Here is a 13,639-nt window from a genome sequence, read left to right as displayed (position 1 = left end):
AGCCCGGTCGCGATCGCTTCCCGCCGTTTCGCCGCGTTGGCGCCGGGCGCGCGTCGTCGATATGGTCGCCGGTCAGAACGGGGCGGTGTCCGCCTTCTTCACCACGCGTTTCTTGCCCGGCTCGAACTTCGCCGCCGTCACCAGCGACTTCGCCGGCTCCAGGTCGGCCGACAGCGGCCGCGCGGTCTTGGCTGCCGACTTCTTCGTGGCGGTCTTGCCCGCAGCCTTCTTCGCCGGCGCCTTCTTCGCGGCGGTCTTCTTCGCTGCCTTCTTCGCCGCCGCTTCCTTCTTCGCCGCGGCCTTCTTCGCGGCGAAGCCGCGGCGGGCCGGCTTGCCGGTCTCCTCGAGCAGCTTCGTCACTTCCTCCTGCGTCAGCGAGGCCGGTTCCCGGTCCTTCGGGATCTTGCCGTTGAGGCGGCCGTCGCTGATGTAGGGGCCGAAGCGGCCGTTGAGCACCTGGATGTCGCTGCCGGGGAATTCCTTGATCACGCGGTTGCGCGCGATCTCTTCCTTCTCCTCGATCAGGGCCACCGCGTGCGCGAGGTCGATCTTGTACGGATCGTCCTCCTTCTTGAGCGAGGCGTAGCTGTCGCCGCGCCGGGCGAACGGGCCGAAGCGGCCGATACCGACGCTCACGTCCTCGCCCTTGTCCTGGCCGAGCACGCGCGGCAGCAGGAACAGTTCCAGCGCCTCCTCCAGCGAGATGCTGTAGATGCTCTGGCCCGGGCGCAGCGAGGCGAACCTCGGCTTGTCCTCGTCCTCGACCGTGCCGATCTGCACCAGCGGCCCGAACTTGCCGATCCGCGCGCTGACCTGGCGCCCGCTCTCCGGATCCGCGCCGAGCACGCGCACGCTGCCGGCGTCGGCCTTGTCGAGCGTCGCCTTCTTGTCGTCGACCTGCTCCTTGAACGGGCCCCAGAACTTTTCCATCAGCGGGATCCACGCTTCCTCGCCGCGGCTGACGGCGTCGAGCTCGTCCTCGAGGTTGGCGGTGAAGTCGTAGTCGACGTACTTGCCGAAATGGTTGCTGAGGAACTTCGACACCGCGCGGCCGACATCGGTCGGCTTGAACGCGCGGCCGTCGAGCACCGTGTACTGCTTGCCGAGCAGGGTCTGGATGATCGAGGCGTAGGTCGAGGGCCGGCCGATGCCGTATTCCTCGAGCGCCTTGACCAGCGAGGCTTCGGTGAAGCGCGGCGGCGGCTGGGTGAAGTGCTGGTCGGCATGGATGCGGTCGAGCGGGATGCGGTCGCCGAGTTTCATCGCAGGCAGCTTGCGGCCCTCGTCCTCGTCTTCCTTGCCCTTGCTGTCGCGGCCTTCCTCGTACACGGCGAGGAAGCCGGCCACGGTGACCGTGGTCCCGGACGCGCGGAAGCCGTGGTCGGCGCCGGCGGCGAGGTCGACGGTGACGGTGTTGAGCGTGGCCGGGATCATCTGCGAGGCCACCGCGCGCTTCCACACCAGCTCGTACAGCCTGCGCTCGTCGTCGCTCAGGAAGCGCGCCACCTGCGCCGGCGTGCGCAGCGCCGAGGTCGGGCGCACCGCCTCGTGCGCTTCCTGCGCGTTCTTGGACTTGGTCTGGTAGGTGTTGGGCTTGTCGGGCACCGACGCGGTGCCGAAATCGCGCGCGATCACGTCGCGGATCTCCGACAGCGCCTCGGCAGACAGGCTGACCGAGTCGGTACGCATGTAGCTGATCAGGCCGACCGTGCCCTCGTCGCCGATGTTCACGCCCTCGTACAGCTTCTGCGCCACCTGCATCGTGCGGCGGGTGGTGAAGCCCAGCTTGCGCGAGGCCTCCTGCTGCAGGGTCGAGGTGGTGAACGGCGGCGACGGACGCCGCTTGCGCTCCTTGCTGGCGACGTCGGTGACGTGCAGCGCGCCGTTCGCGGCCGCGGCGATGCGCGTGCGCGCGTCCTCGGCGGTCTCGCCGTCGGTGATCGTGAACTGCTCGAACTTCTTTCCGTCGAGCTTGAACAGCTTGGCGGTGAACGGCTGCGAGGGATGCACGCACTCGGCCTCGACCGTCCAGTACTCGCGCGCCTTGAACGCCTCGATCTCCTCCTCGCGCTCGACGATCATGCGCAAGGCCGGCGACTGCACGCGGCCGGCGGAGAGCCCGGCCTTGATCTTGCGCCACAGCACCGGCGAGAGGTTGAAGCCGACCAGGTAGTCCAGCGCGCGCCGCGCCTGCTGAGCGTCGACCAGTTCGTCGGCGATCTGGCGCGGGCGGGCCATGGCCTCGCGGATCGCCCGCGGGGTGATCTCGGTGAACACTACCCGCTGCAGGGTGCGGTCCTGCAGCAGGCCGCGCTCGCGCAGGATCTCGGCGATGTGCCAGCTGATCGCCTCGCCCTCGCGGTCCGGGTCGGTCGCCAGCCAGATGCCTTCGGCCGACTTCGCCGCCTTGGCGATCGCCTCGACGTGCTTCTCGTTCTTCTCGATCAGTTCGTAGCGCATGGCGAAGCCGTTGTCCGGGTCGACCGCGCCCTCCTTGGGCACGAGGTCGCGGACGTGGCCGTACGAGGCGAGGACCTGGAAGTCCTTGCCGAGGTACTTGTTGATCGTCTTGGCCTTGGCCGGCGATTCGACGATGAGCAGGTTCTTGGGCATCGGGGATTGGGTGTCCGGGCGCGGCTTCCGGCCACGCCGCTCGGGGGAATCGGAAGACTACGACGCCCGGGGGGACCCGGGCGTTCGGTCGGTGCCGCTCGGGGCGGCGCTATTTATAGTGGAATCACGGCCCGTGCGGCCGTGTCAAGCGAAGAACCGACCGGCGGCCGGCCTCCGGTCAGCCGGTCATGGCCGGAATTGCGATCGCGGCCACGATTCCCAGCACGGCCAGGCCCAGCAGGCCCAGGCCCACCACCAGGACCACCCAGGTCACCACGCCCAGCTCCCGGCGCTGCAGGTCCGGGCGGTCGGTGAAGGCCCATTTGTCGACCACCAGGGTGTCGCAGATCATGTCGTGCAGGGCCTGCCGGCGCTCCGACAGTGCGGTGGTGAAGGCGGACACCACGGCGCCGATGCCGAAGCTGAACAGCACGGTCAGGAAGTAGGCGGCGTAGCGCCCGAATGCGCGCCAGAAGCTGATCCGCTCGCCGGAACCGCGCGTGACCTTGATCCCCACCGCCAGCTTGCCCAGCGAGGCCTGGCTGGCGGACGAGTGCATCCACGCGAAGTAGAACAGCGGGATCACGATGCCGATCGCATAGGACAGCAGGACCAGGCCCACCGAGCCGCCCGTCGACAGCAGGTCCCCGCCCATCGCACCGGCTGCGCCGGCGAGCACGAACAGCGGGATCTGGATCACCCACGAGGCGGCCGCGGTGACCAGTCCGTCGATCACCATCGCCGCGAACCGCTTCCAGAACCCGGCATGCACCACTTCGCCGCCCGCCACCACCGACGGATCGGCCGAGACCGGGGCGATCGGGGGCGCGTAGGGCGAGGCCGGGGTGTCCGCGGCCGCCCACGGAATGTCGGACTCGTCCTGCGGCGCCGCGACCGCGGGCGCCTCGGCGGCCGCGCCGCGGTCGTCGGCCTGGGCCAGTTCGGCGGCGAAATCGCGCATCGGCTGCCAGTCCGTCATGCCCTCGCGCCAGACCAGCGTCTCCCAGGCCAGCCGGCCCTGCAGGCGCAGGCGCACCAGTTCGGCCGCATCGACCGGGCCCTGCCGCGCGTGGTCGGCATCGGCGTAGTACCACATGGACATCGTCATTCCCCCTCGTTCCAGGTTCCCGCGCCGCTCCCCGGTGGCGCTGATTCAGCCGCGGCAGTGCGCGGGCAGGTAACGGTCCTCGGCCTCGGAACTGCAGTGCCAGGCGCCGCTCTGCGTATCGTATTCGAGCCACAGGCGATAGCCGTCCACCGTCTCGTGGCGATCGTCCTGCAGCAGCACCTCGATCGCGCACACGCCCTCGTCGCTCTCGCCGAACACGACCGAGGCGTGGCTGTCGCCGCGGTAGGCATCGGCCGGCTGGAACCCGGGATCGCCGTTGACCGGGCAACGGCGGTGTCCGGTGGCGAACGCGGCCACCGCCCCCTTCATCGGGTGGATATCGGCCAGGGCCTGGCCCACTTTCGAGCGCGCGAGGTAGTCGTTGTAGGCGGGAATCGCGATCGCGGCGAGGATCGCGACCACGGGGATCGCGAGGCAGGCGGCGACGATCAGGGCGATCAGGCAGCCGTGCAGCCCCTTGCGCGGCGGCGGGGCGGGGCGCAAGGGCCTGGACGGCAGCGGCGGCGGGCCGGCGCCGGGGATGGGCTGTGACAAGCGTGCAGGTCCGTTGCGGGGGCGGGTGGGTCGAGAGGCAGGCCCGGATTCGGGCGGGAGTACCGGAAACCGGTCGAGGCCCGACGCGGGAGCGCGACGGCGACCGGAGCGGGCGCGGCTAGTGCACCGGCTCGGGTTCGTCGGCGAACATCTGGGTCTCCATCCAGGCGTAGGCGGCCTCGCTGCCGGGCTGGTTGAACAGCACCATCAGCACCACCCACTTGAGGTCGTCCAGGTCGAGTTCCTCCTGGTCGAGCGCCATGGCCCGGTCGAGCACCAGTTCGCGGTGGTCGGCGTCGAGGATCCCGTGCTGCTCCAGGAACAGCAGGAAGCCGCGGCATTCGACGTCGAGCTTGTCCAGTTCGGGCCCGAAGTAGACCCGGGTCGGCCCGTCGACGCGGGTCGCGCCCGCGACCGGGCGCTGCTCGGCGAGGGCATCGAGCCAGTCGAACGCCTTGCTGATTTCCGCCGGGCTGAATCCGGCCTGGAGCAGGCCGTTCTGGAGCGAGTCGCGGTCGCGGACCAGGTCCGCGTCTTCGGTGAAATAGTGTTCGAACAGATAGAGCAGGACGTCCAGGATGCTCTCTTTCATTTCCCCCGGCCTGCGCCCGGGGGCGCGGTGAAGTCAGGACTTGCGGTAATACCGGCCGTGCTCGAGCACGATCCGGCCATCCAGCTCCATGACCAGCAGCATGGACGACAGTTCCGCGGTCGTCAATCCGGTGCGTTCGAGCAACTGATCCATAGGGCTTGGGTCGTGGCCGATGGCCGACCACAAGCGCTGGTAGTCAGGATCGTCATGCGCACTCGCGCCGGCGGGCGCCGCGGAGGTGTCTTCGGGAGCACAGATGGGGCCGTGGAGGCGGGTGCGCAAGGCGTCGGCCAGCGACCGGGCCATCGGCGCGAGCGCGACAATGACCTCGTCCGCGGCCTCCACCAGGGTCGCGCCGTCGCGGATCAGGCGGTGGCAGCCGCGGGCCTGCGGGTTGCGGATCGATCCCGGCACGGCGAACACCTCGCGCCCGGCGTCGGCGGCCAGGCGCGCGGTGATCAGCGCGCCGGAGCGCTGCGCCGCCTCGATCACCACCGTCCCCAGCCCCAGCCCGGCGATGATCCGGTTGCGGGCCGGGAAATGCTCGCGCCGCGCGGCGGTACCGGGCGGGTGTTCGCTGACCACCAGTCCGTGCGCCGCGATGTCGCGGAGCAGGCCGGCATTGGCGCGCGGATAGGGCACGTCCGGGCCGCTGCCGAGCACGGCGATGGTGGCGCCCTCGGCGGCGAGCGCGGCCTGGTGCGCGATGGTGTCGATGCCCGCGGCCAGGCCGCTGCATACGGCCAACCCGGCCCGGGCGAAGGCGCGTGCGAACTCGCGGGCGTGGTCGCGGCCGGCGGCGGTCGAGGCGCGGCTGCCCACCACCGCCACCGCCGGATGCCAGAGCAGGTCGGCATCGCCGGCCGCGAACAATGCCAGCGGCGGGCTCTGGATGCGACGCAACAGTTCCGGATAGTCGGGGTCGTGCCAGCCGATCAGGCGGTGGCCCGGCCTGGCCAGCCAGTCGCGGACGCATGCGCTCGGGCCCGGGCCGGCCGCCAGCGCGTGGATCTGGGCCGCCACCAGTCCGGCCTCGCGCCAGGTGCGCTCGCCCGCTGCCAGCGCCAGCGGCGGCGTACCGCAGCGATCGAGCAGTCGACGGCGGGGCGCTGACGGGCCGCCGGCGTCGAGCAGCCGCAGCAGGGCGTGGGTGTCTTCGTCCATGCCGGCCAGCATCGCCCGCAAACGGCAACGGCGCCCGAAGGCGCCGCTGGCGTTTGCTGTAGGAAAACCCCGTGCCGGGGCGGCGCCCTCAGTAGGGCGCGTCGGGATGCTTGAGGTGGTGGCCGATGCGGGTCGGCTTGACGCTGCTCATCACCAGGCCGTAGCTGACCTTGTCGAAGGTGCGGAACACCATCACATGGCCGGCGAACTCGTCGGGCAGGCGCACCTTGTTCTCGTAGAACACGGTGTCGGCATCGCGGTCGGGGCCCTTCTCGACGCGGTCGATGGTGTTGGTGCCCTCGCGCCAGATCGAGAACACGGTGCCGTTGTCCACGCCCTCGCGGGCGCCGACCGACAACACCACCACGTCGCGCGGGCCGCCGTAGGCCAGCGTGTCGGCCACGGCGAGCACGCGGGCGCGGCCGTACTCGAGCTCCTGCGCCGGCGGGTGCGGGAAGAACTGCAGGTCGTAGGGCTGGGCGTCGACCGGGATCAGGCGGTCGCCGACGCGGACCTCGCGGCCGGTCTCGTCCAGCAGCAGGGTGCTGGCCTGGATGCCGCCGACCTCGCCGCGGGTGATGGTGCCGACGTTCACGCGCTGCAACTCGTAGCCGAGCAGTTCCTGGCCCTTGTCGGGGGTGACCACGTTGGTCCAGTACTGCTGGAAGTCGGCGATGCGCTTGCCGCGGAAGTCGAGGTCGTCCTTGTGGAACAGGTCGCAGCACAGGCCGCTGCGATCCAGATGCGTGTAGCGCACGGTCGGTCGGACCACGGCGTAGCGCTGGCCGGCGCTGGCGCCGGGCAGGCCGCGGATGTAGGCGACCTGTCCCTGGGTGGTGCGCAGGCGGTCTTCCTCGAGGCCGACCACGTAGGGCAGCTGCTCGAACTCGTCGACCACGCGCAGGTCCTTGAGGAAGGCCTCGATGTCCGACAGCGGGATCGCATTGATCGGCTGCGCTTCCTCGCGCGGACCCGGCGTGGCGGTCACCCGGTTGAGGTATGCGAGGCTGATGACGTCGCCCGGATAGATCAGGTGCGGATTGCTGATCTGGGGATTCGCCTGCCAGATTTCCGGCCACAGCCAGGGGCGCTCCAGGAACTTGCCCGCGATGTCCCACAGCGTATCCCCACGCTGGACGACATAGGTGTCGGGATGGTCGCCACGCATGGTCTGGGCGGTGGCGTAGGTGGCCACCGTCATCAATGCAACGACGCACGTCGTACGAAGCCCCTGAGAAAGGCGCTCAAGCATGCGGGCCATCTAATTGCTCCCCTTGAAGATTTCCCCGTGCAGCGAAGGCACTATAGCGTACAACCGGCGGCCGGTTGCAAGCCGCTGGGCGCTACAATGGCGGGCCGTTCCGCGCGGTTGTGACCGCCGCCACCCTTTTCCCCATGGCCCTAGTCCCGATCCTCGAATACCCCCACCCCCGGCTGCGCACCGTGGCCCGGCCCGTGGAGGTCGACCAGCTGCACGATCCCGCATTCCAGCGCCTGCTCGACGACATGTTCGAAACCATGTACGAGGCGCCCGGCATCGGCCTGGCCGCGACCCAGGTCGACACCCACCAGCGCTTCATGGTGATCGACGTCACCGAGGGGCGCGAGCAGCCGCTGACCTTCATCAACCCGGTGATCCGCGAACGGTCGGCCGACCTGCGCCTGCACCAGGAAGGCTGCCTGTCGCTCCCCGGCGTGTACGCCGATGTGACCCGCCCCGACGGCATCGTGGTCGAGGCGCTGGATCGCCATGGCAAGCCGTTCGAACTGCGCGTCGACGGCCTGCTGGCGACCTGCGTGCAGCACGAGGTCGACCATCTCGACGGCAGACTGTTCATCGACCATCTCTCCGTGCTCAAGCGCGACCGCGCGATCAAGAAGCTCGAGAAGTTGCGGAAGGGCCGTGATTAGGGGATTGGTGATTCGTAGTTCGTGACGGCACCCGTTGCCGCGGCTCACTGCTCTTTCCAATCACCAATCACGAATCACCAACCACCATGCGCCTCGTCTTCGCCGGGACTCCCGATTTCGCCGTGCCCTCGCTGCGCGTCGCCGCGGCGCGTGGCGAGGTGGTGGCGGTGTACACCCAGCCCGACCGGCCCGCAGGCCGTGGTCGCGGCCTGGCGGCGTCGCCGGTCAAGCAGGAGGCGATGCGGCTGGGACTCCCCGTGCGGCAGCCCGACAGACTGCGCGGCGCCGATGCGCGCGACGCGCTGCGCGCGCTGCAGCCCGACCTGCTGGTGGTCGTGGCCTATGGCCTGCTGCTGCCTTCGAGGATCCTCGACATCCCGGCCTTCGGCTGCTGGAACGTGCACGCTTCGCTGCTGCCGCGCTGGCGCGGCGCGGCGCCGATCCAGCGTGCAATCGAGGCCGGCGACGCCGAAACAGGGGTGTGCCTGATGCAGATGGAGAAGGGGCTCGACACCGGCCCGGTGCTGCTGTCGCTGGCCACGCCGATCGGCGAGCGCGAAACCGGTGGGCAGCTCCACGCCCGGCTCGCCGAACTCGGCGCGCAGGTGCTGGGCGACGGCCTCGCATTGCTGCGGGCGGGCATGCGACCCGCGCCCCGGCCGCAGCCGGAGCAGGGGGTCACGTATGCGCACAAGCTGGACAAGACCGAGGCCCGGCTCGACTGGACGCAACCGGCCGAACTTCTGGCACGCAAGGTGCGTGCGTTCGATCCCTGGCCGGTCGCCGAGGCCGATGTCGCGGGCGAGCGCCTGCGCATCCATGGCGCGATCGCGCTGCCGCTGGCGCACTCGGCCGCGCCGGGCACGCTGCTGTTCGCCGGACGGGACGGGATCGATGTCGCCTGCGGCGAGGGCGCGCTGCGGATCCGTGCCCTGCAGCGTGCGGGCGGCAAGGTGATCACCGCCGCCGACTATCTCAACGCGCGGCGCGAGCTGCGCGACACGTCCGCAGCGCAGCCGGCGGGCGCCGGCTGATGGCCGGCCGCGACAGTCCCGCGCGCAATCCAGCCTTCCGCTGCCCGCGCACGCCCGCGCGGAGGCTGTAGTGGCGACGGAGCCGTCGGCAGCCCCCGGCGTCACCGCGCGCGTCATCGCGGCCGGGATCCTCGATGCGGTGCTGCATCGCGGCCGTTCGCTCAAGGCCGAACTGGCGTCCGCCCTGCCGTCGGTGGCCGACCCGCGCGACCGCGCCCTGGTCGAGGCCATCTGTTTCGCCGCGTTGCGCAACCGCGCACGCTACGACGCCGCGCTCGCCGCGTGGATGCCGAGGCCGCTGCCGCGCCGGGATGCGCCATTGCGCGCGCTGCTGCATGCCGGTTTCGCGCAGCTCGATCCGCTGGCGCTGTCGGCGCATGCCGCCCTCGCCGCGACCGTGGACGCAGCCCGCAGCCTCGGTCACGCGCACCAGGCCGGCCTGGTCAATGCGCTGCTGCGCCGCGCGCAGCGCGACGGCCTGCCGGCGGGGCATGCCGACGCCGTGTGGCCGGACTGGCTGCGCGACCGGGTGCGCACCGACTGGCCCGCGGACGCCGACGCCATCTTCACCGCGAGCGCATCCCCCGCGCCCACCTGGCTGCGGGTCAACCGCATGCGCGGTACGGCCGAACGCTACGCGGCGCGCCTGCGCGAAGCCGGTCTCGAGTCGCAGGCCGTCGCCGACCTGCCCGACGCCCTGCGCATCGACGTGCCGGTGTCGCCGACCGCATTGCCCGGATTCGCGGACGGCGACGTTTCGGTGCAGGACGCGGCCGCGCAGCGCGTGGCCGACGCGTTGTCGCCGCCGCGCGGCGCGCGCGTGCTCGATGCCTGCGCCGCGCCCGGCGGCAAGTCGGCGCACCTGCTCGAGCGCGATCCGGCCCTGCGCCTGACCGCGCTCGACGTCGATGCGCGCCGCCTGCGCCAGGTGCGCGGCACCTTCGAGCGCCTCGGTGTCGGCGCGGACGCGCGCCTGCTGGCCGCCGACGCGACCGACACCGCGGCGTGGTGGGACGGCGAGCCGTTCGAGGCGATCCTGCTGGATGCGCCCTGCTCGGCGACCGGCATCGTCCGCCGCCAGCCGGACCTGCTGTTGCATCGGCGGCCTTCGGACCTCGCCGCGCTCGCCGCGCTGCAGGGGCGCCTGCTCGACGCCCTGTGGCCGCTGCTGGCGCCGGGCGGGCGCCTGCTCTACGCCACCTGTTCGATCCTGGCGCAGGAGAACCGGGACCAGGTCCAGGCCTTCGTGGCACGCACGCCCGGCGCCGCGATCGAGGACCTGCCCGACGCGTTCGGACGCGATACCGGCCACGGCCGCCAGTGCCTGCCGGGAGAGCGGGGCGCGGACGGCTTCTTCTATGCGCTGTTCAGCCGCGGGGCATAGGATGCAGGGGACGCCGCATCCCCCCGACCCATGTCAGACGGCTCGTCCCACGCGGTCCATGCACGCTGGCTGAGCGTGCTCGTTCCGGTCTACCGGGCCGAGAAGTACCTTCTCGAGTGCGTGGCCTCGGTGCTGGGGCAGGGCGACGACGGCGTCGAGGTGGTGCTGCTCGACGATGCGTCGCCCGACGCCTCCGGCGGGATCGCCGCAGGCCTGTGCCGCGACCATCCCGGCCGCGTGCGGCTGGTGTCGCATGCGTCGAACGCCGGCCTGTCCGCGGCACGCAACTCCCTGCTTGCGCATGCCGCCGGCGAGTACGTCTGGCACCTCGACGCGGACGACATCATGCTGCCGGGCGCGATCGACGGGTTGCGCGGCGTGGTGGAGTGCTCGTCCCCCGACCTGGTGCTGTGCGACTTCAGCGTGCTGCGCGCGCGCTCCGGGCTCAAGCACCGCCTGCGCGGCGAGCGCCATCGCTGCAGCTTCGACGGCGGCGCGCGCATCGTCGGCACCGATCGTTCGCGGCTGGTCGCCGGACTGATGCGCATGCGCTGCCTGCAGGCCTGGAGCAAGATCGCGCGCCGCGAGGTGTGGCGGCAGGCGATGTTCCCGCACGGCCGGCGGCTGATGCAGGACGTGGCGGTGATGCCGTCGCTGGTGGCGGCGACGCGCAGTTTCGTGCACGTCGACCAGCCCTGGGTCGGCTACCGCCGGCATGCGGCCAGCGCGTGGTCGGCGCCGGGCGAGGCGAGGCTGTGCGAAGCGGTGGACTCGCTGCGCGAGCTGAAACGCGGCATGGCCGCTCTGGGCGAACTGGACGACGAGGCGGCGTTCGCCGTCGACTACTACTGCCTCAGGACGCTGGGACGGCTGTCGGCGCGGCTGTCGCGGCGTTCCGGCATCGCCGACGCCGTGATCGCGCCGGCGATCGCGGAGCTGTTTCCATCGGGCATGGCCCCCACGCTCGCCGCTTGCCGCGCCCGCGGCTGGCACCTGCGCGCGCTGCGGCTGCAGATGGGATTGCGCGCCCGGGGCAGCTAGCCCGCGTGCAGCTGCCGCCAGGCGTCGACGACCTGCACGGGTGCGAGATCGGACACGCGGCTCGCCGCGCCACGTTCGCCGCCCAGCGCCACGATCCTGCCGGGGCCGATCGGCCGCCACTTCCCGGGCGGGGCGGCGCCGAACAGCACCACCAGCGGGCAGCCGAGCGCGGCCGCGGCATGCGCCGGGCCGGTGTCCACCGAGACCATGCTGTGCGCGCGCTCGATCAGCGCCAGCAGGCGCGGGATCGGCAGCGCATTGGCGCCGTTGAACACGCGCGGATGTTGGCCGGCGGCGGCGCGGATGTCCTCGAGCAGCGGATGTTCCGGCGGTGAGCCGCACAGCACCACATGCGCCTCCGGCAGCGAGTCCAGGACGGCACGGGCCACCGTCGCCCAGTGCGCCGCGTCCCAGTGCTTGGGATGGTCGGCGGTCATCAGCCGGCCGCGCTTGTGGGTGCGCTTGTTGCCGGGCTGCAGCAGCACCACTGGCCCGTGCAGGCCTGTGTCCGCCAGCCACCGCGACAGGTCGGCGCGCTCGTCGTCGGTGACGATGAGCCGGGGAAAGCGCAGCGGCGCCACGTCGACGTCGACCGTCGGGTACCCGCGCACGGGATCGCGCTGCCCGAGTTCGAGCCAGCGGTCGGGCCACAGCACCGGCGCATCCTCGCCGGCGGGATCGCGCGCGACGATGTCGTCGGGATGCACACCGCCGCGCTCGAGCAGGGCGCGCATCTCGGGGTCGATGTCGCCGAGGTAGACCGGCCCGCGTCCACGCCCGCGCAGCCAGCGCACCAGCGCCCACTGGCTCGGACACAGCAGGTACGGCGTCTTGCGGCTGGTCACCATCTGCAGGTGGCCGAGCGTGGGCTCGCGCATCAGCAGCGGCGGCGTCCAGCCGCCGGAACTCACCACGTCGACCGGGCTGCCGTAGCGCGCCGACACCACCCGCATCAGCGTGGTCAGCATCACCATGTCGCCGAACGCGCCGCAGCGGACGATCAGGGGTCGGGCGGTCATGTACGGGTCTTCGAGTCCGGTTGGGGGCAGCGGCGGGAATGCGACATCGGAATCGCGTCCGGTGGGGCGCCAGCGTACCCCAGCGGCGGTTGAACGCGCGTCGGGCTTCACGCGGACCGCGGCACGATGATGCGGGAGAATGGGCGCCCCTCCGCGCGCCGCCGCCGCATGCACATCGTCCACCTGCTGCTGACAAAACGTTTCGCCGGCACCGAGCGGCATGTGCTGGAACTGACCGCGATGCAGGCGGCGATGGGGCACCGGGTCACGCTGATCCTGCGGCGGAAAGCGGCGAGGGCCCGCGCCGACGCCATCGCGCACCGGGTCGACCCGGGCGTGCAGGTGCTGCTGGTGCACGATTTCCTGGCCCGCTGGCCTGCGGTCCAGCATGCACGGGCGCTGGTGCGCGGACTGCGGCCGGATATCGCCCACGCCCACCTCGGATCGGCCTCGCGCGCGTTGCGTGGCGTCGCGGGCTTCCCGCGGCTGGCGACACTGCATATCGACTACGTCCCCGATCAGCACGCGCACCTGGACGGACTGGTCGCGATCGCGCCGTGGCAACTGCCCCGCATCCCGGAGCTGCTGCGTGCCCATTCGACGCAGATCGACAACTGGGTCCTGCCGCGCGCGCCGGGCGAGGGCGCACGCGAACGGATCCGCGCCGCGATGGGCGTCGGCCCGGACGAATTCCTGTTCGGCGCACTGGGCCGGATGGAACCAAGCAAGGGCATGGACGTGCTGCTGGACGCGTTTCGCCGTGCAGCACCTGCCGGCGCGCGGCTGGCGATGGCAGGTGGCGGTCGCGAGCTCGAATCGCTGCGCGCACGCGCCGGCCCGGACGTGGCGCTGCCGGGATTCGTCGAGGCGCCGGAGGACTGGCTGGCGGCATTCGACTGCTTCGTCAGCCCGTCGCGTGAGGAACCGTTCGGCCTGGTGCTGCTGGAGGCGATGCAGGCGGGGCTGCCCGTGATCGCGACCGCCACCGGCGGCGGGCGGCATCTTGCGCCGCTGTTCGGCACGCCGCTGGTCGCGCCCGGCGACGTCGATGCGCTGGCGCAGGCGCTGGCCGAAGCAGCCCGGACCCGTCCGCAGCGGCAGGTTTATCCGCTGGAGCGATTGCGGGTCGAGGACAAGGCGCGGGAGCTCGAGGCGTTCTACCGCAGGTTCGTGCCGGGCTGAGCCCGCGCGCGGGTGCACGATCGCAGGGTGATGGTC

At 71.5% G+C, this 13,639-nt stretch carries 12 protein-coding genes; 5 read left to right on the top strand and 7 right to left on the bottom strand.

Annotation, left to right across the window (positions count from 1 at the left end):
• Positions 1-72: 72 nt before the first annotated feature.
• The 6 genes from FZO89_RS06740 to FZO89_RS06715 form a co-directional block, all read right to left on the bottom strand.
• Positions 73-2,613, bottom strand: a complete 2,541-nt coding sequence (locus FZO89_RS06740) for a DNA topoisomerase I (RefSeq protein ID WP_149102522.1) — start codon at positions 2,611-2,613, stop codon at positions 73-75.
• A 178-nt stretch (positions 2,614-2,791) separates the two neighbouring features.
• Positions 2,792-3,721, bottom strand: coding sequence for an RDD family protein (locus FZO89_RS06735; protein ID WP_149102521.1), 930 nt, complete (start codon positions 3,719-3,721; stop codon positions 2,792-2,794).
• 45 nt (positions 3,722-3,766) lie between these two features.
• On the bottom strand, positions 3,767-4,276 hold the full coding sequence (locus FZO89_RS06730) for a pilin (RefSeq protein ID WP_149102520.1): 510 nt from the start codon (positions 4,274-4,276) through the stop codon (positions 3,767-3,769).
• A gap of 118 nt (positions 4,277-4,394) precedes the next feature.
• On the bottom strand, positions 4,395-4,868 hold the full coding sequence (locus FZO89_RS06725) for a DUF494 family protein (RefSeq protein ID WP_149102519.1): 474 nt from the start codon (positions 4,866-4,868) through the stop codon (positions 4,395-4,397).
• 33 nt (positions 4,869-4,901) lie between these two features.
• Positions 4,902-6,041, bottom strand: coding sequence for a DNA-processing protein DprA (gene dprA, locus FZO89_RS06720; RefSeq protein ID WP_425480460.1), 1,140 nt, complete (start codon positions 6,039-6,041; stop codon positions 4,902-4,904).
• A gap of 79 nt (positions 6,042-6,120) precedes the next feature.
• Positions 6,121-7,284 carry a LysM peptidoglycan-binding domain-containing protein gene (locus tag FZO89_RS06715; protein ID WP_149104075.1) on the bottom strand — a complete coding sequence of 388 codons (1,164 nt, stop codon included), beginning with the start codon at positions 7,282-7,284 and terminating at the stop codon, positions 6,121-6,123.
• A gap of 143 nt (positions 7,285-7,427) precedes the next feature.
• Between FZO89_RS06715 and def the strand changes: the two genes are divergently transcribed.
• The 4 genes from def to FZO89_RS06695 all read left to right on the top strand — a co-directional run bounded on the left by def (position 7,428) and on the right by FZO89_RS06695 (position 11,402).
• Positions 7,428-7,943: a peptide deformylase gene (gene def / locus FZO89_RS06710; protein ID WP_149102517.1), complete on the top strand. Its 516-nt coding sequence runs from the start codon at positions 7,428-7,430 to the stop codon at positions 7,941-7,943.
• Positions 7,944-8,029: 86 nt separating this feature from the next.
• On the top strand, positions 8,030-8,977 hold the full coding sequence (fmt, locus tag FZO89_RS06705) for a methionyl-tRNA formyltransferase (RefSeq protein WP_149102516.1): 948 nt from the start codon (positions 8,030-8,032) through the stop codon (positions 8,975-8,977).
• 70 nt (positions 8,978-9,047) lie between these two features.
• A complete protein-coding gene (gene rsmB / locus FZO89_RS06700) occupies positions 9,048-10,361 on the top strand; it encodes a 16S rRNA (cytosine(967)-C(5))-methyltransferase RsmB (RefSeq protein ID WP_149102515.1) in 1,314 nt (437 codons plus the stop codon).
• Between the two features lie 30 nt (positions 10,362-10,391).
• Entirely contained in the window at positions 10,392-11,402 is a 1,011-nt protein-coding gene (locus FZO89_RS06695) for a glycosyltransferase family 2 protein (protein ID WP_149102514.1), read from the top strand.
• On the opposite strand, the gene FZO89_RS06690 is transcribed toward FZO89_RS06695, so the two are convergent.
• The gene (locus FZO89_RS06690; protein ID WP_187471064.1) at positions 11,399-12,421 is read right to left on the bottom strand and encodes a glycosyltransferase family 9 protein; all 1,023 of its coding nucleotides are present in this window, start codon (positions 12,419-12,421) and stop codon (positions 11,399-11,401) included. The genes FZO89_RS06695 and FZO89_RS06690 overlap by 4 nt on opposite strands.
• Before the next feature lie 168 nt (positions 12,422-12,589).
• Between FZO89_RS06690 and FZO89_RS06685 the strand changes: the two genes are divergently transcribed.
• The gene (locus FZO89_RS06685) at positions 12,590-13,603 is read left to right on the top strand and encodes a glycosyltransferase family 4 protein (protein ID WP_187471063.1); all 1,014 of its coding nucleotides are present in this window, start codon (positions 12,590-12,592) and stop codon (positions 13,601-13,603) included.
• Positions 13,604-13,639 lie beyond the last annotated feature (36 nt).

It is taken from the genome of Luteimonas viscosa (genome assembly GCF_008244685.1).
Lineage (GTDB): Bacteria > Pseudomonadota > Gammaproteobacteria > Xanthomonadales > Xanthomonadaceae > Luteimonas > Luteimonas viscosa.
The sequence above is the reverse complement of the archived record's forward strand: the minus strand, read 5'-3'. Positions and strand labels throughout refer to the sequence as shown.

Excerpts from the sequence above, each read along its gene's own strand:
- FZO89_RS06740 (WP_149102522.1), bottom strand. The coding sequence starts at position 2,613 with ATGCCCAAGAACCTGCTCATCGTCGAATCGCCGGCCAAGGCCAAGACG.
- FZO89_RS06735 (WP_149102521.1), bottom strand. The coding sequence starts at position 3,721 with ATGACGATGTCCATGTGGTACTACGCCGATGCCGACCACGCGCGGCAG.
- FZO89_RS06725 (WP_149102519.1), bottom strand. The coding sequence starts at position 4,868 with ATGAAAGAGAGCATCCTGGACGTCCTGCTCTATCTGTTCGAACACTAT.
- FZO89_RS06715 (WP_149104075.1), bottom strand. The coding sequence starts at position 7,284 with ATGCTTGAGCGCCTTTCTCAGGGGCTTCGTACGACGTGCGTCGTTGCA.
- def (WP_149102517.1), top strand. The coding sequence starts at position 7,428 with ATGGCCCTAGTCCCGATCCTCGAATACCCCCACCCCCGGCTGCGCACC.
- fmt (WP_149102516.1), top strand. The coding sequence starts at position 8,030 with ATGCGCCTCGTCTTCGCCGGGACTCCCGATTTCGCCGTGCCCTCGCTG.
- FZO89_RS06695 (WP_149102514.1), top strand. The coding sequence starts at position 10,392 with ATGTCAGACGGCTCGTCCCACGCGGTCCATGCACGCTGGCTGAGCGTG.
- FZO89_RS06690 (WP_187471064.1), bottom strand. The coding sequence starts at position 12,421 with ATGACCGCCCGACCCCTGATCGTCCGCTGCGGCGCGTTCGGCGACATG.
- FZO89_RS06685 (WP_187471063.1), top strand. The coding sequence starts at position 12,590 with ATGCACATCGTCCACCTGCTGCTGACAAAACGTTTCGCCGGCACCGAG.